Below are 18,607 nucleotides of genomic sequence, written 5' to 3'. Positions count from 1 at the left end.
CATCGTCCACTGCGGCCCACCGGCCCCGGCATTGCTCAATGGTCCACTTTCTCACCCGAGCCGGACGGGCCAGCGCTTTGCGATCCGGTGTCCGACGCCGGGTCACTCGGCTGCTCGGGCACGAGGGCGTGTGCGGGGTCACACCGGTCGGTCTCCGGGGCCTCGCTGTCGTCCTCATCCTGCCCGTGCGCCTCCTCGGCGTCTTCCCCGTCCCCGCCGTCCTCACCACTCCTGGCGGCCGCGCGCTTGCGCTGCACATAGATCCGGACACCGGCGAGGACCAGCAGCAGCACACCGCCGGCGATCACGAGAATCACGGTCGACGTGATTTCGGTGACATTCACCTCGAACAGCATCTCGTCGCCGTACGGCTGGCCGTCCGGGGTGTAGAGCTGTGCCGAGACCCACACCGGGCCGTTCGCGTTGGCCGTGGTCCCGAACTTCACGGACTGGCTGTGGCCGCCCTCCACATTGACCAGCTGGGGGTCGCTGACCGCCAGCCGGTTGCCCTGCTGGGAGCGCAGGACGAGCCGCAGCTCGACGCTCTGGACCAGGTTGTTCTGGACGGTCACCGGGACGGTGGCGCTGCGCCCGGAGAGGGTCATGTCCGTCTTGGGGACCAGGCGCACCTTCTTGGTGAGCCCGGAGAGATAGGTCTGCACATCGTGCCGGAAGCCGGTCGCGTTCTGCGCCTCGCTGCGCCACGAGGTCGACATCTCGCGCCTGATCGCGTTCCCGAAGGGGGTGACCACCCGGTATTTGGCGGTCAGGATCGGCTCGAAATTGTCCAGGGTCTTCTGGGTCTCCTGGATCCGGTCGAATGCCTCGGTGGGCAGCTCCCGCGCGCGCAGCGACCGGGGGTAGGAGCGGGTGCTCGGCACCCGCTGGGTGGCGCTCGGGTCGGGCTTGGCCTTCGCGGCCTGCCCCAGGCTCAGCGGCTGCGTCCACTGCCCGGAGAGGCCCTCCATGGCCGCCGCCATCGCCTGCGCCTGGCTGGTGGTGGGCGTCCGCTGGGGGGCGACCACGATGCTGCGCTGCCTGTCCGGCGCCTGGAGATTGATCATCTGGCTCTGGGCCAGGAACCGCTGGATGGCGAGGGTGGAGTTCTCCGCCTTGGACATGTCGCCGGTGAAGGCCGTCGACAGCCGCGCGTCGGCGACCACCGCCGTATTGCCGCCGCCGATCTGGCGGGCCGCGGTGGGGGTGTAGGAGAGCCCGCCGGTCTCGCGCAGGCTGTCGCTGCGGGCGATCACGTTGTGGGCGCCCGCGGAGGTGGCGACGTCCACGATCGAGGAGTCGACCGCACCCTCGACGGGCCAAGCGAAGTCCGTGCGCGGCCGCGCTCCGAGGATGGTCTCCACGGTCGTCGAGGCGAGCTCGGTGGCGCCCTGGAGGTGGCTGAGGGCGCCGGTGACGTTCTTACCGCGGTGGGCGAGCGAGGCGAGGTCGGGGTCGGCGAACGGCAGCGCGACCACCTGCTTGCCATCCACGGCCTTCTGGAGGGCGTCCAGCCACTGCTTGGCGACGGTCTGGCCGTGGCCCGCCCTGGTCCCGTTGCCCGAGGGGTTCTGGACCTCGTACTTCTTGGTCATCGCGTCGACCGTGGCGAGCAGGTCGGGGTCGACCACCCAGGTGATGGGGAGGTTCTTCCCCAGGGCGACCATCTGCTGGAGCCGGCCGCCCGGGGCCAGCTCCTTGGCCAGGCGGTCGTCCCGGAAGATCGGGGTGCGGTCCTCGTCGTTGTCCGTGCGGGCGGTCACATGGGTGGCGGAGATCAGCGGCCACAGATAGGTGAGCTGGGATTTCTTCTGGGACGGGTCCGACTGCCAGGGCAGGAAGGTCCGCTCGATGCCCAGCACCTGAGGCCAGGGCTGATGGGAGGTGTCACCGGTGAGCGAGACACCGAGCTGATAGACGCCGTTCTCCCCCAGGTGCAACTGATCCACCGGTATGGAGAGGGAGAAGTCACGGCTGGTGCCGGCCGCCAGCTTGCCGATCTTCTTGGCGTATTTGCCGTCGATCTCGGTGCCGTCGAGCCCCTCCGTATAGCCGGTGCGGTGGGCCGCGGTGTCGATCGCGCTGCGGCCGTTCATGGTCGGGCCGACGCGGAGGCCCACCCGGGCGTCCGAGACCGTGCCCTTGGTGTCGTTGGTGACGGTGCCGCTGACGGTGAGGGTGTCGCTCTTCTTCGGCGCGGTGGGGGTCAGTGAGGTGATGGAGACGTCCACCGATCGCGAGCCCGTGGCCTTGCTCTCGGCGTGGGCGGCGGGTGCCGCCGGAATCTGTGCCAGGCCCGCGAGCATCGGCGCCGCGGCCAGCAGGGCCGCCGTGCGCCGCAACCATCGCCGGGCACGAGCGGAAGTTGTCCCCCGGAGGTCTGCCGCATCGGCCACGCGCTCGCCCGTCCCTTGTCGTCAGTAGGTCGTCAGTGGTCGTCGCAATGTGCGTCCACGGAATGGTAACGATGCCCGCTGTGACGAAGTGCTGTGGACGGCTCCACAAGATCGTTACGCAGTGGTGGCCCCGTCGGGGGTGGAGTCTCGGGGGCGCACGGCCACGTACCCTGTTCTGTTGTGCCGAACGCCAACAATGACAGCCGATCCCCGCAGTCGACCAACGAGCTCAGCCAGGTGCAGCGCCGCGCCGTGGGTGAGCTCCTGCGGGTCTCTCCCGTTGCCGACGATCTTGCCCGTCGATTCCAGCAGGCAGGTTTCCACCTGGCCCTGGTCGGCGGCTCGGTACGGGACGCGCTGCTCGGCCGGCTCGGTAACGATCTGGATTTCACGACGGACGCGCGGCCGGATGAGGTACTGAAGATCGTACGGCCCTGGGCGGACGCGGTCTGGGACGTCGGCATCGCCTTCGGTACGGTCGGCTGCCGAAAGGGCATGGCGCCAGGAAGCGGGTCGGACCAGAGCTTCCAGATTGAAATCACGACTTATCGGTCAGAAGCCTATGACCGGACATCTCGGAAGCCCGAGGTGTCCTACGGCGACTCCATCGAGGAGGACCTGGTCCGTCGGGATTTCACGGTCAACGCGATGGCGGTGGCCCTTCCGCAGAAGGAGTTCATCGACCCGCACCACGGTCTGGAGGATCTCGCCGCCCGGGTGCTGCGCACTCCGGGGACGCCCGAGGAGTCCTTCTCCGACGATCCGCTGCGGATGATGCGTGCCGCGCGCTTCGCCGCGCAGCTGGACTTCGAGGTGGCCCCCGAGGTCGTCGCCGCGATGACGGCGATGGCCGAGCGCATCGACATCGTCTCGGCGGAGCGGGTGCGTGATGAGCTCAACAAGCTCGTCCTGGCCGATCACCCCCGCAAGGGGCTGCGGCTGCTGGTGGAGACCGGGCTCGCCGACCGCGTCCTGCCGGAGCTTCCGGCGCTGCGCCTGGAGCGCGATGAGCACCACCGCCACAAGGATGTCTACGAGCACTCGCTGACGGTGCTGGACCAGGCCATCGAGCTGGAGACCGAGGGCCCCGATCTGACGCTGCGGCTGGCCGCGCTGCTGCATGACATCGGCAAGCCCAAGACGCGCCGCTTCGAGAAGGACGGCCGGGTCTCCTTCCACCACCACGAGGTGGTGGGGGCCAAGATGACCAAGTACCGGATGACGAGGCTCAAGTACTCTAATGAGCTGATCAAGGATGTCTCCCGCCTGGTCGAGCTGCATCTGCGCTTCCACGGCTATGGCACGGGGGAATGGACCGACTCCGCGGTCCGCCGCTATGTCCGTGACGCCGGGCCGCTGCTGGACCGGCTGCACAAGCTGACCCGCTCGGACTGCACCACGCGCAATCGACGGAAGGCGACGGCGCTCTCGCGTGCGTACGACGGCCTCGAGGAGCGCATCGCCCGGCTGGAGGAGCAGGAAGAGCTGGATGCGATCCGCCCGGATCTGGATGGCAACGAGATCATGAAGATCCTCGGCATCCCCCCGGGGCCACAGGTCGGCAAGGCGTACAAGCATCTGCTGGAGCTGCGGCTGGAGCACGGCCCCATGGAGCGGGACGCCGCGATCGCCGCGCTCCATGAGTGGTGGGAAGGTCAGCCGGAGGGCTGAGTCCCTCACGTTTCACGTGAAACATCGACCCGCTTGGCGCTCTGCCGGTCATGTTTCACGTGAAACCTCACCATGATCGCGGTGGCCGCGTAGAGCAGCGCCACACAGATCAGCAGTGCCGCCGATCTGCCGTCCGGCGGCAGTATCACCGCCGCGACCGCCGCGGCTCCCACGAAGGCGACATTGAACAGCACGTCATAGAGGGAGAAGATCCGCCCGCGGAAGTCATCGGCGATGGCGGACTGCACCACGGTGTCGGTGGCGATCTTCGCCCCCTGGGTGATCAGCCCGAGAACGAACGCGGCGATCAGCATCGGAGCGGGTTCGAAGGGCAGTCCGAGTCCCGGTTCCAGGAGGGCCGCGCTCCCGGCGCACACCATTACCCAGGAGAGTCGGCCGTCCGGCTGGGAGGAGGGCGTACGGGCGGCGAGCCGGGCCACCGCCCATGGCGTGATCACCGCCGCCGCGAAGAAGCCCGCGCCCGAAACGCCGACGGCCAGCCCCAGAAGCGCGAGCCCCTGGGACTCGGTTTCGGCCCATGCGTAGCGGCAGAGCATCAGCACCGTCACCGTGAGCGCGCCGTAGCAGAAGCGCATCAGCGTCATCGCGGTCAGCGCCACGGTGGGATCGCGGCGCTCCAGCAGATGGCGTACGCCCGCGACCAGACCCCGCGCGGTGCTCATCAGGGCCGCGGAGAGACGGGGCTGAAGGGCCGCGGGATCCGGCCCCAGCAGACCCGGTGCCATCAGAAGGGCCGTGAGCCCGGCGCAGAGATAGAGCGCGGCGCCCACCAGGACGACCAGCGCGTCCGAGGAGGTGCCTCCTGGGCCCGACAGCCGGACGATGAAGGCGAGGCTGCCCCCGGCCGTGGCGGCGAGCGTTCCGGCCGTGGGCGAGAGGGAGTTGGCCATGACCAGGCGCTCCTGGCTGTCCACGACCCGGGGCAGGGCCGCCGAAAGACCGGCCAGCACAAAGCGGTTGACGGCCGTCACCGAAAGGGCCGAGACATAGAAGAGCCACTCCGGCACCTGGCCCAGCACCAGTACGGCGGTTCCGGCGGCCAGCCCCGAGCGCAGCAGATTTCCGTAGAGCAGCACCTGTCGCCGGCGCCAGCGGTCCAGCAGTACCCCGGCGAAGGGGCCGAGCAGGGAATAGGGGAGCAGCAGGACGGCCATGGCGGAGGCGATGGCCGCGGCGGAGGTCTCCTTCTCCGGGGAGAAGACCACATAGGTGGCGAGGGCCACCTGGTAGACGCCATCGGCCGATTGGGACAGCAGCCGGATGGCCAGGAGGCGGCGGAAGTCCCGCAGTTGCAGCAGTACGCGGAGATCACGCACAACAGGCATGGCGTCAGCCTCACACACCACACGGGCCTCCGGGTGTATTACCCGGAGGCCCGTGATCACGCGGCGGGAATCAGCGCATGGCGCTTCAGCGCTCGACCTCGCCCTTGATGAACTTCTCCACGTTCTCCCGCGCCTCGTTGTCGAAGTACTGCACCGGAGGCGACTTCATGAAGTACGAGGAGGCGGAGAGGATCGGGCCGCCGATGCCGCGGTCCTTGGCGATCTTCGCGGCGCGCAGCGCGTCGATGATGACACCCGCGGAGTTCGGGGAGTCCCAGACCTCGAGCTTGTACTCCAGGTTCAGCGGGACATCGCCGAACGCGCGGCCCTCCAGGCGGACATAGGCCCACTTGCGGTCGTCCAGCCAGGCCACGAAGTCCGAGGGGCCGATGTGGACGTTGTCGGCACCCAGGTCGCGGTCGGGGATCTGGGAGGTGACGGCCTGGGTCTTGGAGATCTTCTTGGACTCCAGGCGCTCCCGCTCGAGCATGTTCTTGAAGTCCATGTTGCCGCCGACGTTCAGCTGCATGGTGCGGTCCAGGATGACGCCCCGGTCCTCGAACAGCTTGGCCATCACGCGGTGCGTGATGGTCGCGCCGACCTGCGACTTGATGTCGTCACCGACGATCGGCACCCCGGCCTCGGTGAACTTGTCCGCCCACTCCTTGGTGCCGGCGATGAAGACCGGGAGCGCGTTGACGAAGGCGACCTTCGCGTCGATGGCGCACTGGGCGTAGTACTTGGCGGCGTCCTCGGAGCCGACCGGGAGGTAGCAGACCAGAACGTCGACCTGCTTGTCCTTGAGCACCTGGACGACGTCGACCGGTGCCTCGTCGGACTCGTCGATGGTCTCGCGGTAGTACTTGCCGAGTCCGTCGAGCGTGTGGCCGCGCTGGACCGTGACACCCGCCGTCGGCACGTCGCAGATCTTGATGGTGTTGTTCTCGCTGGCGCCGATGGCGTCCGCGAGGTCCAGGCCGACCTTCTTCGCGTCCACGTCGAAGGCGGCCACGAACTCCACGTCCTTCACGTGGTAGTCGCCGAACTGCACGTGCATCAGACCCGGCACGCGGGTGTCCGGGTCGGCGTCCTTGTAGTACTCGACGCCCTGCACCAGCGAGGCGGCGCAGTTGCCCACACCGACGATGGCTACACGAACCGAACCCATTCCGGTTGCTCCCTGTGTGTACTGGACGAGGCCCTGCGGGTGCCGGGCCTCACTTGGTGGTGTCATCGGACGGATCCGGCCGGGAACCACCCCGGTGCCGGGGCGGGCCGTCCGCATCTTCTGACTGGTCCTGCTGTGGCGGCCGGTCCTCGTCCCGCTCGGTCGTCCGGACCTGCCCGACGGTGCCGTCGCGCCGATCGCGCCCGGCCCGCTCGCTCTCGATCAGCTCGTTGAGCCAGCGCACCTCGCGCTCCACCGACTCCATCCCGTGCCGCTGTAGCTCGAGGGTGTAGTCGTCCAGACGCTCGCGGGTACGGGCCATGGCGGCGCGCATCTTGTCCAGGCGCTCCTCCAGGCGGCTGCGCCGCCCCTCCAGCACCCGCATCCGAACGTCTCGTGACGTCTGGCCGAAGAAGGCGAACCGGACGCCGAAGTGCTCGTCCTCCCAGGCATCCGGCCCGGTGTGGGAGAGCAGTTCCTCGAACCGCTCCTTCCCCGCCGCTGTGAGCCGGTAGACGATCTTCGCCCGGCGGCCGGAGAGGGGCGCCGCGAGAGCGTCCGGGGAGGCGCTGCCGGATTCCTCGATCAACCAGCCGTTGCCGACCAGCGTCTTGAGGCAGGGATAGAGGCTGCCGTAGCTGAACGCGCGGAACACCCCGAGTGAGGTGTTGAGCCGCTTACGCAGCTCGTATCCGTGCATCGGTGACTCGCGCAGCAGGCCGAGAACGGCGAACTCCAGGACGCCAGAGCGTCTGCTCATTCCCCGCCTCTCCTTCTCCTACGGGCCTGCTATGTCGAGCTGATGTATCGACTCGATACATCAAGACGATAGAACTGTGTGCGGGAAGGGACAAGAGGGACCACGGTGAACGCCGTCACATCACCAATTCGAGACACTCAATCTGACGGTTATGGAGTGAAGGTGGCGGCTGGGCGGGTTTTGACCGTGCGTACTCTGTTCGCCATGCAGACCTATGGGAACCAAGTGACGCCGCGATGCGTCCTCGTCCCGGATGCAGTGCGTCCGGTTGCCTGGTGCGACCGGACCGCACATTGGGGGGACCGGAAGCCATCTGCCGCTTTCAGGCGATAGCGCCTGCCCGAGGAGAAGTCGTTCCATGAGCGAGCACCGTCGCAAGCCGCCGCAACCCCAAGGCGGCGGACGAGCAGCGGCCCGGCGAGCCGGACAGCAGTCGTCCGGCCGCCGCGCAGCACCGACGCACAACGCCGCAGCCGGGTCGGGCGCCACCCCGCAGGGGGAAGAGCGCCCTTACGGTGGCCGCGCGGCGGCCCGCCGGGCCGCCCAGCGCAGCGGTGGCCGTAGACGAGGATCCGACGCGAGCGCGTCCGGCGCGGGCCCCGGCGGTCGCGGAGGCGGTCGGCGGGGGACCGGCGGCGGCCGCGGACGCGGCCCCGGGGGCGATGGACCCCCCGGCAAGAAGCGCTTCATCGACTACCCGCGCGGCGGGCGGTCGGGTTTCCGGCGCTGGGTTCCGTCCTGGAGGCTGGTGACGGGAACCTTCATCTTCTTCTTCGCGGTGCTGCTCGGCGCCGTCGGCATAGGGCTGTGGCTGGTTGAGGTGCCGACCGCCCAGGCCGCGTCCCAGACCCAGAAGAACGTCTACTACTGGGCGGACGGCAAGCAGATGGTGGTCTCCGGCGGTGGTGACCTCAACCGTCAGATCGTCCCCCTCAGCAAGATCCCCAAGTCCATGCAGAACGCGGTGATCTCCGCGGAGAACGCCAGCTTCTACGACGACAGCGGCGTCGACCCGATGGGTATCGCCCGCGCGGTCGTCAACATGGCGAAGGGTGGAGCGACCCAGAGTGGTTCGACCATCACCCAGCAGTTCGTGAAGAACACCTACCTCGACCAGTCGCAGACGATCACGCGTAAGGTCAAGGAGCTGTTCATCTCCATAAAGGTGGGCGCGACCAAGGACAAGGACTACATCCTCGGGAGCTATCTGAACACCGCGTACTACGGACGCGGTGCCTACGGCTGCCAGGCTGCCGCCCGCGCCTACTTCGACCGGGACTGCTCGAAGCTGACGCCCAGCCAGAGCGCCTTCCTGGCCGCGACGCTCAACGGCCCCAACCTCTACGACCCCAACGGGGGCTATGGCGCCGCCGCCACCAAGGAGGCCAATACCAAGCGCGCCAAGCAGCGCTGGGAGTGGACCCTGCGGCGTGAGGTCGCCGTGCACAGGATGCCCAGGACCGAGGCCCAGAAGTGGATCGACAAGGGCTTCCCGATGCCGCAGAACCCGAAGGTGGCCACGAACAAGCAGGGCCAGATCGGCTATCTCACCGACCTCGCCGACAACTACATCATCGCCAACACCGGCATCAGCAAGTCACAACTGGACAAGGGTGGCTATCAGATCCACACCACCTTCGACCGGAAGAAGATCAGTGAGCTGACCCGGGCGGTCGAGAAGGTCTCCAAGGAGAACCTCAAGCCGAAAGAGCGCGTCGAGGACAAGCACGTCCAGTTCGGCGGCGCCTCGGTGGAGCCCAAGACGGGCAAGATCCTGGCCATCTACGGCGGCAAGAACGCGCTGGAGCACTACCGCAACAACGCCGACTACACCGGTGTCCAGGTGGGCTCGACCTTCAAGCCCTTCGTGATGGCCGCCGCGATGACCAATGGCGCCCGCGATCCGAAGGGCCCACGGGAGCAACCCGATTCCGAGCGCACCCTGGTCTCGCCGAGCAGTGTCTACAACGGCGACAACAAGGTGACCCTGCGGGACTACGACGGAACCGTCTGGCACGACAAGGACGGCAAGGAGTGGCACCAGCGGAACGACGGTGACGAGGACAAGGGCCCGATCAGCCTGCGCACCGCGATGCAGTACTCGGTGAACACCCCGTTCATCCAGCTGGGCATGGACGTCGGCACCGACAAGGTGCGGGACGCGGCCCTGGCCGCGGGCCTCAACAAGGAGCAACTGTCCTCGATCACCCCGACGTTCTCGCTCGGCACCTCCGCGCCCAGCGCCATCCGGCTCGCCGGGGCGTACGCCACCTTCGCGGCCAGCGGTCAGCAGGCCGAGCCGTACTCGGTGGAGCGGGTCGAGGACAAGAACGGCACCGTCTACGACCACAAGCAGGACGCCGAGGTCAAGCGGGCGTTCGACTCGAACGTGGCGAACAACGTCACCGATGTCCTGGAGAACGTGGTCCAGCGCGGCACCGGCACCTCCGCCAAGATCGGCCGTCCGGTCGCGGGCAAGACCGGAACCACCGACGAGAACAAGTCGGCCTGGTTCTCCGGCTACACCCCGCAGCTGTCCACGGCGATCGGCATGTGGCGGGTGGACGACCAGGCCAAGAGCCAGAAGTTCCTGTCCATGCGCGGTGTGGGCGGCCAGAAGACGATCCACGGTGCGTCGTTCCCGGCGGAGATCTGGGCCGACTACATGCGCGGTGCCCTGAAGGGCGTGCCGGTCAAGGACTTCCCCGCGGCCACTCCGATCGGCCAGAAGGTCTTCGGCGAGGACGCCAGCCCGAGCCCGACCCCGACGACGGACAAGCCGTCCGAGTCCCCGTCGGAGTCGCCTTCGGAATCTCCGTCGGAGTCCCCCTCGGAGTCGCCGTCCGGCAGCCCGACCCCGACGGACACCTGTGACCCGCTCGACCTGGACTGCCAGGACAACGGCGGTAACGGCAACGGCGGCAACCAGAACGGCGGCGGGAACGGCGGTCCGGGAGGTCCGTCCACGTCGCCGACCACGGAGGACCCGGGCGGCCCCGGTGGCATATTCGGCGGCCCGTCCGGGACCCGCAGGGAGGAATAGCCCGCGGTCCCGTACGAACCGTTCACCTCTCGCCGGCCGCGCCGGAGCGAACCCGCTCCGGCGCGGCCGACGCCGTTACGGGCCCTGGACGGCTCTCTGCGCCTCTGGTCCGCCTCTCCCCGACCGAGGCCCCGCCCGGCGTCCGCGGCGCGCTCAGCGGCCGCTGGGGCGGTCCTGACTCCTCCGGAGGAGCTCGTACGGCAGGATGGGGGCCATGAGCGTGCGCGAGGACCCACAGGCCCAGCCCGTCAGGCCGACCTCCGAGGATCCGGTGGCCGCGGCCGGCAGCGAGCTGATCGGTGGGCCGACCGGGCGCCGGGCCCTGCTGGGCACGAGCTGGTGGACCCCCGTGCGGATCGTGGCGATCGTCGCCATCGGCATGTTCGCCCTGGGCATGGTGCAGAAGCTGCCGTGCTACGACGGCGGCTGGTTCTACGGGGCCACCGCCCAGTACACCCACGCCTGCTACTCCGACATACCGCACCTCTACAACGGCCGCGGCTTCGCCATCGACCTCGTTCCGTACTTCGACCGGATACCGGACAACGTCTCGGGCGGGATGCAGTACCTGGAGTATCCGGTCCTCACCGGCCTCTTCATGGAGGTCGCCTCCTGGATGACCCCGCACGGCGGCTCCATCCAGGACCGGGAGCAGATCTACTGGATGGTCAACGCGGGCATGCTGATGGTCTGCACCGCGGTCATCGCGGTCTGTGTGGCCCGTACGCACCGGCGCCGCCCCTGGGACGCGCTGCTGGTCGCCCTCGCCCCCGCCTTCGCGCTCACGGCCACCATCAACTGGGACCTGTTCGCCGTCGCCCTTACGGCCGCCGCCCTGCTGATGTGGTCCCGCAGCCGCCCGCTGGCCGCCGGTGTGCTGCTGGGGCTCGCGACGGCCGCCAAGCTCTACCCCGGACTGCTGCTCGGTCCGCTGCTGGTGCTCTGTCTGCGGGCGGGGCGGCTGCGGGCCTTCTGGACTGCCGCGGGCGGGGCCCTCGCCGCCTGGCTCGTGGTGAACCTGCCCGTAATGATCAGCACGCAGGGCGGACTGCACATCCGCGACGGCTGGAAGACGTTCTACACCTTCAGCCAGGAGCGCCCCGTGGACTTCGGCTCCGTGTGGCTGATCATCTCCCAGCGCACCGGGAACTCCCTGGAGGACGTCAACACCTACGGGACCGTGCTGATGGCCCTGGCCTGCCTCGGAGTGGCGGTGCTGGCCCTGTGCGCCCCGCGCCGTCCGCGCCTGGCCCAGCTGTCCTTCCTGATCGTCGCGGCGTTCGTGCTCACCAACAAGGTCTACTCACCGCAGTACGTGCTGTGGCTGATCCCGCTGGCCGCACTGGCCAGGCCGCGCTGGCGGGACTTCCTGGTCTGGCAGGCGTGCGAGGTCATGTACTTCCTGGGGATCTGGATGTACCTCGCGTACACGGGCAGCGGCGACCAGCACCGGGGGCTGCCGGCGGAGGGCTATCAGCTGGCGATCGCCGTACATCTGCTGGGGACGCTCTATCTGTGCGCCCTGATCATCCGGGACGCGCTGGTGCCCGAGCGGGACCCGGTGCGCCGGGACGGGTCGGACGACCCCGGGGGAGGCGTGCTGGACCGGGCCCCGGACGCGTTCGTGCTGGGAGAGGCGCGGCGGGCTTCCCGCTATGAGGGCGCGGCGCTGGTGGACTGGGGCGTCCACCGGGAGTGAGCCCCGGACGGGAGCCCCTCCCGGTGGCGTGGGTTCAGCGGTCGAGCAGCCGGTCGAACTGCGTTGTGGTGTGCCGCAGATGCGCCACCAGCTCATCCCCCACCTGGGGCGCCTGGACATCGCTGGGCACGAACAGGATGGACACCTGCATGTGCGGCGGCTCGGCGAACCACCGCTGCTTGCCCGCCCACACGAACGGCGAGAGGTTGCGGTTGACGGTCGCCAGACCGGCGCGGGCCACCCCCTTGGCGCGGGGCATCACCCCGTGCAGCGCCTTGGGCGCCTCCAGGCCGACACCGTGGGAGGTGCCGCCCGCGACCACGACCAGATGGCCGTCGGATGCGGCCTTCTGCTGGCGGTAGCCGAAGCGGTCGCCCTTCGCGACCCGGGTGACGTCGAGCACCGAGCCCCGGTACTCCGTCGAGTCGTGGTCGCCCAGCCACAGCCGGGTGCCGATGCGGGCCCGGAAGCGGGTCTGCGGGAACTGCTGCTGCAACCGGGCCAGTTCCTCGGCCTTGAGGTGGCTGACGAACATGGTGTGCAGCGGCAGCCGCGCCGCCCGCAGCCGGTCCATCCAGGCGATGACCTCCTCGACCGCATCCAGGCCGTCGGTGCGGTCGAGCGGGAGGTGGATGGCGAACCCCTCCAGCCGGACGTTCTCTATCGCGGCGTGCAGCTTGGGCAGGTCCTCCTCGGTGACGCCGTGCCGCTTCATGCTGCTCATGACCTCGATGACCACGCGCGCGTTCACCAGGCCGTAGACGCCGTCGACCGACGAGACCGAACGGATCACCCGGTCCGGCAGCGGCACCGGCTCCTCACCGCGGCGGAAGGGGGTGAGCACGAGCAGGTCACCGCTGAAGAAGTCCTTCATCCGGGCGGCCTCGTACGTGGTTCCGACCGCGAGGATGTCGCTGCCGAAGCGGGCGGCTTCCTCGGCCAGCCGCTCATGACCGAAGCCGTAGCCGTTGCCTTTGCAGACCGGGACTATCCCCGGGAACTGCTGGATCACCGTTTGCTGATGCGCCCGCCAGCGAGCGGTGTCGACGTAGAGGGTGAGCGCCATTGACCGGTCCCGGAACCTTTCTCGTAGCCGCGGTGTATTGGAGGTATGGGAGACAGCGAATCGTGGTCAGCGGCGCGACATGTAGATGTCGAGCGCCTTGTGCAGGAGCTTGTTGAGCGGGAAGTCCCACTCGCCGAGGTATTCGGCAGCCTGCCCACCGGTGCCCACCTTGAACTGGATCAGGCCGAAGAGATGATCCGTCTCATCGAGGGAGTCGCTGATGCCGCGCAGGTCATAGACGGTCGCGCCCAGTGCGTAGGCGTCGCGGAGCATCCGCCACTGCATCGCGTTCGAGGGCCGGACCTCGCGCTTGTGGTTGGCGGAGGCGCCGTAGGAGTACCAGACATGGCCGCCGACGATCAGCATCGTGGCGGCGGCCACGGCCTCGTTCTCGTGCATCGCGAAGTACAGCCGCATCCGGTTGGGGTCCTCGGTGTTGAGGGCCGTCCACATGCGCTGGAAGTAGCTGAGCGGGCGGGGCCGGAAGTGGTCGCGCTCCGCGGTGATCTCATAGAGCCGCTGCCACTCGCCCAGATGCTCGTAGCCGCCCTGGACGACCTCGACACCGGCCTTCTCGGCCTTCTTGATGTTGCGGCGCCACAGCTGGTTGAAGCCCTTGTGGACATCCTCGAGGGAGCGGTTCTCCAGCGGCACCTGGAAGACGTACCGCGGCTGGACGTCACCGAAGCCGGCCCCGCCGTCCTCGCCCTGCTGCCAGCCCATGCGCCGCAGCCGATCGGCCACCTCGAAGGCGCGCGGCTCGATGAAGGTGGCCTCGACATCGCGCAGCCGCTTGACGTCGGGGTTCTGGATGCCGGACTTGATCGCGGCGGAATCCCAGCGGCGGATGATGACCGGCGGGCCCATCTTCACGGAGAAGGCGCCCTGCTGCTTCAGATGCGCGAGCATCGGACGCAGCCAGTCCTCCAGGTTGGGGGCGTACCAGTTGATGACCGGGCCCTCGGGAAGATAGGCGAGATAGCGCTTGATCTTGGGCAGCTGACGGTAGAGGACGAGACCGGCGCCGACGAGCTGACCCGTGGCGTCGAACCAGCCGAGGTTCTCCGAGCGCCACTCCGACTTGACGTCAGCCCATGCAGGCACCTGCATGTGGCTTGCCGCCGACAGGCTCTGGATGTACGCCAGATGCTGCTCTCGGCTGATCGTCCTCAGGGTCAGGCTCATGTGGGGCGCTCCTCGGCAGGTTTGTCCCCAGGGTCGGGGCTCCGGCTCTCGCGCCGAAGCCTACTGCGACCGGGACACGCCCCGTTCGGGCCCGGGGACAACCGGGCTCCGGGCGGGCTCAGCCCAGCACGCCGCCGAAGAGCCCGCCGTGTGCCATGCCGAGATAGAAGCCGACCCCGGCGGCACCGAGCCCGATGATCAGCAGGAACCGCTCACCGGTGGTCACGGACCTCAGCTGGCCCCAGGCGCCGCTGATCATCCCGATCAGTCCGACCCATGAGCTGACCAGGTGGAGGTGGGGGAAATGAGCCGTGACAAAGGCGATCACGCCGATCACCACGGTCGCCACGGCGACCGTGTTCTCTACGGGATGCGACTTGCCGTCGGTGTCCAGGAAGGTGAGCAAGCCGTGGTGGGATCGTGCTGCCTGTGCCATGGGGCACCTCCAGGTAGGCACATAGAGCAAGGCGGCGAACTGTTACGCCGCTCACACCCGATGTGTACAGATTGCGGGCCAAGACGCCCGGATTTCAAGCGGGCGGCCGGAGCCGGGTACTGTGTACCCTCCGCGGTGGTGTCTGCACTGACGCCGAAGCGGATACGCATCACGACCCTCCTGCCACGGAACGACCGTGGCCGCTGAGTCCAAAGGAGGTGGGTTCCACATGCGTCACTACGAGGTGATGGTCATCCTCGACCCCGATCTCGAGGAGCGCGCTGTCTCCCCGCTGATCGAGAACTTCCTTTCCGTCGTCCGTGAAGGCGATGGCAAGGTCGAGAAGGTCGACACCTGGGGCCGTCGTCGTCTCTCGTACGAGATCAAGAAGAAGCCCGAGGGCATCTACTCGGTCATCGACCTACAGGCCGAGCCCGCGGTCGTCAAGGAGCTCGACCGCCAGCTGAACCTGAACGAGTCGGTCCTCCGGACCAAGGTCCTCCGTCCCGAGACCCACTGACCGCGTAAGCGTTCAGCGGTCATCGGGGCCGAATCGCAACGAGTAGCAAGCAGCCCAGCAGTACCCGCCGAGAGGTTCCCCCAATGGCAGGCGAGACCGTCATCACGGTCGTCGGCAATCTCGTCGACGACCCCGAGCTGCGTTTCACCCCGTCCGGTGCGGCGGTCGCGAAGTTCCGCGTCGCGTCCACTCCCCGTACCTTCGACCGGCAGACCAACGAGTGGAAGGACGGCGAGAGCCTCTTTCTCACGTGCTCGGTGTGGCGGCAGGCCGCGGAGAACGTGGCTGAGTCCCTTCAGCGCGGCATGCGCGTCATCGTGCAGGGCCGTCTGAAGCAGCGGTCCTATGAGGACCGCGAGGGGATCAAGCGCACGGTCTATGAGCTGGATGTCGACGAGGTCGGCGCCAGCCTGCGCAACGCCACAGCCAAGGTCACCAAGACCACCGGTCGCGGTGGTCAGGGTGGTTACGGCGGCGGTGGCGGTGGCGGCCAGGGCGGCGGTGGCTGGGGCGGTGGCCCCAGCGGCGGCGGCCAGCAGCAGGGCGGCGGCGCTCCGGCCGACGACCCGTGGGCGACCGGCGCTCCGGCCGGTGGCCAGGGCGGCGGTGGTGGTGGCTGGGGCGGTGGCTCCGGCAACTCCGGGGGCTACTCGGACGAGCCGCCCTTCTAGACCCGAGGCGTTGTTTCACGTGAAACAGCGCGCGGTCTGGTCAGGGCGACCAGCACACACTTCTTGATCACACTGGAGAGAGACAATGGCGAAGCCGCCTGCTCGCAAGCCTAAGAAGAAGGTTTGCGTGTTCTGCAAGGAGAAGATCTCCTACGTCGACTACAAGGACACGAACCTGCTGCGGAAGTTCATCTCCGACCGCGGCAAGATCCGTGCCCGCCGGGTCACCGGCAACTGCACCCAGCACCAGCGTGACGTCGCCACGGCCGTGAAGAACAGCCGTGAGATGGCGCTGCTGCCCTACACCTCCACCGCGCGATAAGGGAAGGGTGACTGACACATGAAGATCATCCTCACCCACGAGGTCTCCGGCCTCGGCACCGCCGGTGACGTCGTGGACGTCAAGGACGGTTACGCCCGTAACTACCTGGTTCCGCGTGGTCTGGCGATCCGCTGGACCAAGGGTGGCGAGAAGGACGTCGAGCAGATCCGCCGCGGTCGTCGCATCCGCGAGATCGCCACGATCGAGCAGGCCAATGAGGTCAAGGCTCAGCTCGAGGGCGTCAAGGTGCGGCTGAAGACCCGTGCCGGCGACGCCGGCCGGCTGTTCGGCTCCGTGACCCCGGCCGACATCGCTTCGGCGATCAAGGACGCGGGTGGCCCGGAGGTCGACAAGCGCCGCATCGAGGTGCAGGCCCCGATCAAGACCCTGGGCGCGCACCAGATCTCGGTCCGTCTGCACGCCGAAGTTGCCGCCAAGGTCGGCGTCGAGGTCATCGCCGCCTGACGACGGCCGTGACGGTCGCCGTCGGCACCGTGCACAGTGCACCGGAGGGCCGCACCCCTGTTGTGGGTGCGGCCCTCCGCCGTGTCGGTCTTCTGCCGTGGCCGCGTCGGCTCTCCGTCGTGGCCGCGTCGACCCTCCGCCGCGTTGACCCTCCGCCGTTCGGCCCTTCGCCGGGCCGGGGGTTGACCGGCGGGGCGTGGGCTCAGCTTCGTACCGCGCCGGTGACGATCCAGCGGCCGGAGCGGGTACGCAGCCACAGGGTGGCCATCCGGACCGACATCATCAGCGCCATGGTGCACCACAGCGCCGTCAGGCCCCCGCCGAGCGAGGGCACCAGCAGCGCCACCGGGGCGAAGATGGCCAGCGTGGCAATCATCGCCCAGGCCAGATAGGCCCCGTCCCCCGCGCCCATCAGCACGCCGTCGAGGACGAAGACCACACCCGAGACCGGCTGGATGAGGGCCGTGACCAGCAGGGCGGGCAGCAGGGCGTCCCGTACCGCGGAATCGGTGGTGAACAGGGGGATGAACAACGGCCGGGAAGCCGCCACCAGCAGGCCCAGCGCCACGCCCGAGGCGATGCCCCACCGCACCATGCGGCGGCAGGCGGCCCGTGCCCCCTCCTCATCGCCCGCCCCCAGATAGCGCCCGATGATCGCCTGACCCGCGATGGCGATGGCGTCCAGGGCGAACGCCAGCAGGCTCCACAGGGTGAGCACGATCTGATGGGCGGCGATATCGGTGTCGCCGAGGCGAGCCGCCACGGCCGTCGCGATCAGCATCACGGCGCGCAGCGAGAGCGTACGGATCAGCAGCGGTGCCCCGGCCTGGGCACAGGCCCTGATGCCCGCGGCATCGGGTCGCAGCGATGTGCCATGGCGCCGTGCGCCCCGGATGACGACGGTGAGGTAGACAGCGGCCATGGCGTTCTGGGCGATCACCGTGCCCCAGGCCGAGCCCGCGATGCCCAGCCCGGCCCCGTAGACCAGGACGGCGTTCAGCGCGGCGTTGGCCCCGAAGCCGCCGATGGCGACATACAGCGGGGTCCGGGTGTCCTGGAGGCCGCGCAGCACACCGGTGGCGGCGAGCACCACCAGCATCGCGGGGATGCCGAGGGTGCTGATCCGCAGATAGGTGATCGCGTAGGGCGCGGCGGTGTCCGAGGCGCCGAAGAGGTCGACCAGGGCGGGGGCGGTGGGAAGCGCGACGGCGATGACGGCGACCCCGAGCAGCAGGGCCAGCCATATGCCGTCCATGCCCTGCCGTATCGCCCCGGCGAGGTCGCCCGCGCCGACCCGGCGGGCCACCGCCGCGGTGGTGGCGTAGGCGAGGAAGACGAAGATGTTGACGGCGGTGGCGAGCAGGGCCGCGGCGACGCCCAGACCGGCCAGCTGGGCGGTGCCCAGATGGCCGACGACGGCACTGTCGACCATGACGAAGAGGGGTTCCGCCACGAGTGCGCCGAAGGCGGGAAGCGCGAGTGCGATGATCTCGCGGTCGTGGTGGCGTGGGGTGCTCCGCGCGCTCGTGGGGGCCTGTGTCATGAGGGCAATGTAATCGTCCACAGGTAAGAGACACAAGCTGCCGCCGGTCCTTACAAGGCGGCGCACGGGACGATCTTCTCTGCGCCCTTTGTCGTGATCTTGCGCTGGGGGCGGAAGTTTTTCTTCTGCACAGCCACTGGATAGAGAAACCGCAGGTCAGGCTTGGACTCTCGGGGTGATTGTGTGTTTGTCCACAGCACTGTCCCCCGGCCCGTGCACAGGTTCGCGCGACTTACCCACAGGATGGATCCCATCATCCACATGCCCTGTGGATAACCAAGTTGGCTGGCGGTCCCGACGGGCCTAACGTGGTCCGGCG

The 18,607-nt window shown here is 68.6% G+C and carries 15 protein-coding genes; 7 read left to right on the top strand and 8 right to left on the bottom strand.

Annotation, left to right across the window (positions count from 1 at the left end):
* Positions 1–35: 35 nt before the first annotated feature.
* A complete protein-coding gene (locus tag ACJX2R_RS26550; protein WP_413102183.1) occupies positions 36–2,393 on the bottom strand; it encodes a DUF6049 family protein in 2,358 nt (785 codons plus the stop codon).
* A gap of 180 nt (positions 2,394–2,573) precedes the next feature.
* On the opposite strand from ACJX2R_RS26550, the gene ACJX2R_RS26545 reads away from it, so the two are divergent.
* Positions 2,574–4,064: a CCA tRNA nucleotidyltransferase gene (locus ACJX2R_RS26545; protein WP_413102182.1), complete on the top strand. Its 1,491-nt coding sequence runs from the start codon at positions 2,574–2,576 to the stop codon at positions 4,062–4,064.
* A 5-nt stretch (positions 4,065–4,069) separates the two neighbouring features.
* On the opposite strand, the gene ACJX2R_RS26540 is transcribed toward ACJX2R_RS26545, so the two are convergent.
* From ACJX2R_RS26540 to ACJX2R_RS26530, 3 genes are all read right to left on the bottom strand, one after another.
* Positions 4,070–5,410, bottom strand: coding sequence for an MFS transporter (locus tag ACJX2R_RS26540; RefSeq protein WP_413102181.1), 1,341 nt, complete (start codon positions 5,408–5,410; stop codon positions 4,070–4,072).
* 85 nt (positions 5,411–5,495) lie between these two features.
* Positions 5,496–6,578, bottom strand: a complete 1,083-nt coding sequence (locus tag ACJX2R_RS26535; RefSeq protein WP_262702092.1) for an inositol-3-phosphate synthase — start codon at positions 6,576–6,578, stop codon at positions 5,496–5,498.
* A 49-nt stretch (positions 6,579–6,627) separates the two neighbouring features.
* Positions 6,628–7,338 (bottom strand): helix-turn-helix transcriptional regulator, encoded by a 711-nt coding sequence (locus ACJX2R_RS26530; RefSeq protein ID WP_413102180.1) that lies wholly within the window; start codon positions 7,336–7,338, stop codon positions 6,628–6,630.
* Between the two features lie 358 nt (positions 7,339–7,696).
* Between ACJX2R_RS26530 and ACJX2R_RS26525 the strand changes: the two genes are divergently transcribed.
* Both ACJX2R_RS26525 and ACJX2R_RS26520 read left to right on the top strand, forming a co-directional pair.
* Positions 7,697–10,381: a transglycosylase domain-containing protein gene (locus tag ACJX2R_RS26525; protein WP_413102179.1), complete on the top strand. Its 2,685-nt coding sequence runs from the start codon at positions 7,697–7,699 to the stop codon at positions 10,379–10,381.
* A 214-nt stretch (positions 10,382–10,595) separates the two neighbouring features.
* Positions 10,596–12,080 carry a glycosyltransferase family 87 protein gene (locus ACJX2R_RS26520; RefSeq protein ID WP_413102178.1) on the top strand — a complete coding sequence of 495 codons (1,485 nt, stop codon included), beginning with the start codon at positions 10,596–10,598 and terminating at the stop codon, positions 12,078–12,080.
* 34 nt (positions 12,081–12,114) lie between these two features.
* Here the strand turns inward: ACJX2R_RS26520 and ACJX2R_RS26515 are convergent, their stop codons facing one another.
* The 3 genes from ACJX2R_RS26515 to ACJX2R_RS26505 all read right to left on the bottom strand — a co-directional run bounded on the left by ACJX2R_RS26515 (position 12,115) and on the right by ACJX2R_RS26505 (position 14,767).
* Entirely contained in the window at positions 12,115–13,146 is a 1,032-nt protein-coding gene (locus ACJX2R_RS26515) for an alanine racemase (protein ID WP_262702096.1), read from the bottom strand.
* A gap of 66 nt (positions 13,147–13,212) precedes the next feature.
* Positions 13,213–14,331 carry a lipid II:glycine glycyltransferase FemX gene (locus tag ACJX2R_RS26510; RefSeq protein ID WP_413102177.1) on the bottom strand — a complete coding sequence of 373 codons (1,119 nt, stop codon included), beginning with the start codon at positions 14,329–14,331 and terminating at the stop codon, positions 13,213–13,215.
* 118 nt (positions 14,332–14,449) lie between these two features.
* Positions 14,450–14,767: a hypothetical protein gene (locus ACJX2R_RS26505; RefSeq protein ID WP_262702098.1), complete on the bottom strand. Its 318-nt coding sequence runs from the start codon at positions 14,765–14,767 to the stop codon at positions 14,450–14,452.
* A gap of 229 nt (positions 14,768–14,996) precedes the next feature.
* On the opposite strand from ACJX2R_RS26505, the gene rpsF reads away from it, so the two are divergent.
* From rpsF to rplI, 4 genes are all read left to right on the top strand, one after another.
* Positions 14,997–15,287, top strand: coding sequence for a 30S ribosomal protein S6 (gene rpsF, locus ACJX2R_RS26500; RefSeq protein WP_020869989.1), 291 nt, complete (start codon positions 14,997–14,999; stop codon positions 15,285–15,287).
* An 83-nt stretch (positions 15,288–15,370) separates the two neighbouring features.
* Positions 15,371–15,958, top strand: a complete 588-nt coding sequence (locus ACJX2R_RS26495) for a single-stranded DNA-binding protein (RefSeq protein WP_037954647.1) — start codon at positions 15,371–15,373, stop codon at positions 15,956–15,958.
* A gap of 85 nt (positions 15,959–16,043) precedes the next feature.
* Positions 16,044–16,280 (top strand): 30S ribosomal protein S18, encoded by a 237-nt coding sequence (gene rpsR, locus ACJX2R_RS26490; protein ID WP_003978893.1) that lies wholly within the window; start codon positions 16,044–16,046, stop codon positions 16,278–16,280.
* Between the two features lie 18 nt (positions 16,281–16,298).
* Positions 16,299–16,745, top strand: coding sequence for a 50S ribosomal protein L9 (rplI, locus tag ACJX2R_RS26485; protein WP_413102176.1), 447 nt, complete (start codon positions 16,299–16,301; stop codon positions 16,743–16,745).
* 202 nt (positions 16,746–16,947) lie between these two features.
* On the opposite strand, the gene ACJX2R_RS26480 is transcribed toward rplI, so the two are convergent.
* Complete coding sequence (locus ACJX2R_RS26480) at positions 16,948–18,288, bottom strand: MATE family efflux transporter (RefSeq protein WP_413102175.1); 1,341 nt, start codon at positions 18,286–18,288, stop codon at positions 16,948–16,950.
* Positions 18,289–18,607 lie beyond the last annotated feature (319 nt).

Origin of the sequence: Streptomyces sp. Inha503, from assembly GCF_047215865.1 — a bacterium.
Lineage (GTDB): Bacteria > Actinomycetota > Actinomycetes > Streptomycetales > Streptomycetaceae > Streptomyces > Streptomyces lycopersici.
The sequence above is the reverse complement of the archived record's forward strand: the minus strand, read 5'-3'. Positions and strand labels throughout refer to the sequence as shown.

Bases quoted from the DNA above. Each gene is read 5' to 3' on its own strand.
- ACJX2R_RS26535 (WP_262702092.1), bottom strand. From the start codon at position 6,578: ATGGGTTCGGTTCGTGTAGCCATCGTCGGTGTGGGCAACTGCGCCGCC.
- ACJX2R_RS26520 (WP_413102178.1), top strand. From the start codon at position 10,596: ATGAGCGTGCGCGAGGACCCACAGGCCCAGCCCGTCAGGCCGACCTCC.
- rpsR (WP_003978893.1), top strand. From the start codon at position 16,044: ATGGCGAAGCCGCCTGCTCGCAAGCCTAAGAAGAAGGTTTGCGTGTTC.
- ACJX2R_RS26505 (WP_262702098.1), bottom strand. From the start codon at position 14,767: ATGGCACAGGCAGCACGATCCCACCACGGCTTGCTCACCTTCCTGGAC.
- ACJX2R_RS26515 (WP_262702096.1), bottom strand. From the start codon at position 13,146: ATGGCGCTCACCCTCTACGTCGACACCGCTCGCTGGCGGGCGCATCAG.
- ACJX2R_RS26525 (WP_413102179.1), top strand. From the start codon at position 7,697: ATGAGCGAGCACCGTCGCAAGCCGCCGCAACCCCAAGGCGGCGGACGA.
- ACJX2R_RS26540 (WP_413102181.1), bottom strand. From the start codon at position 5,410: ATGCCTGTTGTGCGTGATCTCCGCGTACTGCTGCAACTGCGGGACTTC.
- rplI (WP_413102176.1), top strand. From the start codon at position 16,299: ATGAAGATCATCCTCACCCACGAGGTCTCCGGCCTCGGCACCGCCGGT.
- ACJX2R_RS26480 (WP_413102175.1), bottom strand. From the start codon at position 18,288: ATGACACAGGCCCCCACGAGCGCGCGGAGCACCCCACGCCACCACGAC.
- rpsF (WP_020869989.1), top strand. From the start codon at position 14,997: ATGCGTCACTACGAGGTGATGGTCATCCTCGACCCCGATCTCGAGGAG.
- ACJX2R_RS26510 (WP_413102177.1), bottom strand. From the start codon at position 14,331: ATGAGCCTGACCCTGAGGACGATCAGCCGAGAGCAGCATCTGGCGTAC.
- ACJX2R_RS26530 (WP_413102180.1), bottom strand. From the start codon at position 7,338: ATGAGCAGACGCTCTGGCGTCCTGGAGTTCGCCGTTCTCGGCCTGCTG.
- ACJX2R_RS26495 (WP_037954647.1), top strand. From the start codon at position 15,371: ATGGCAGGCGAGACCGTCATCACGGTCGTCGGCAATCTCGTCGACGAC.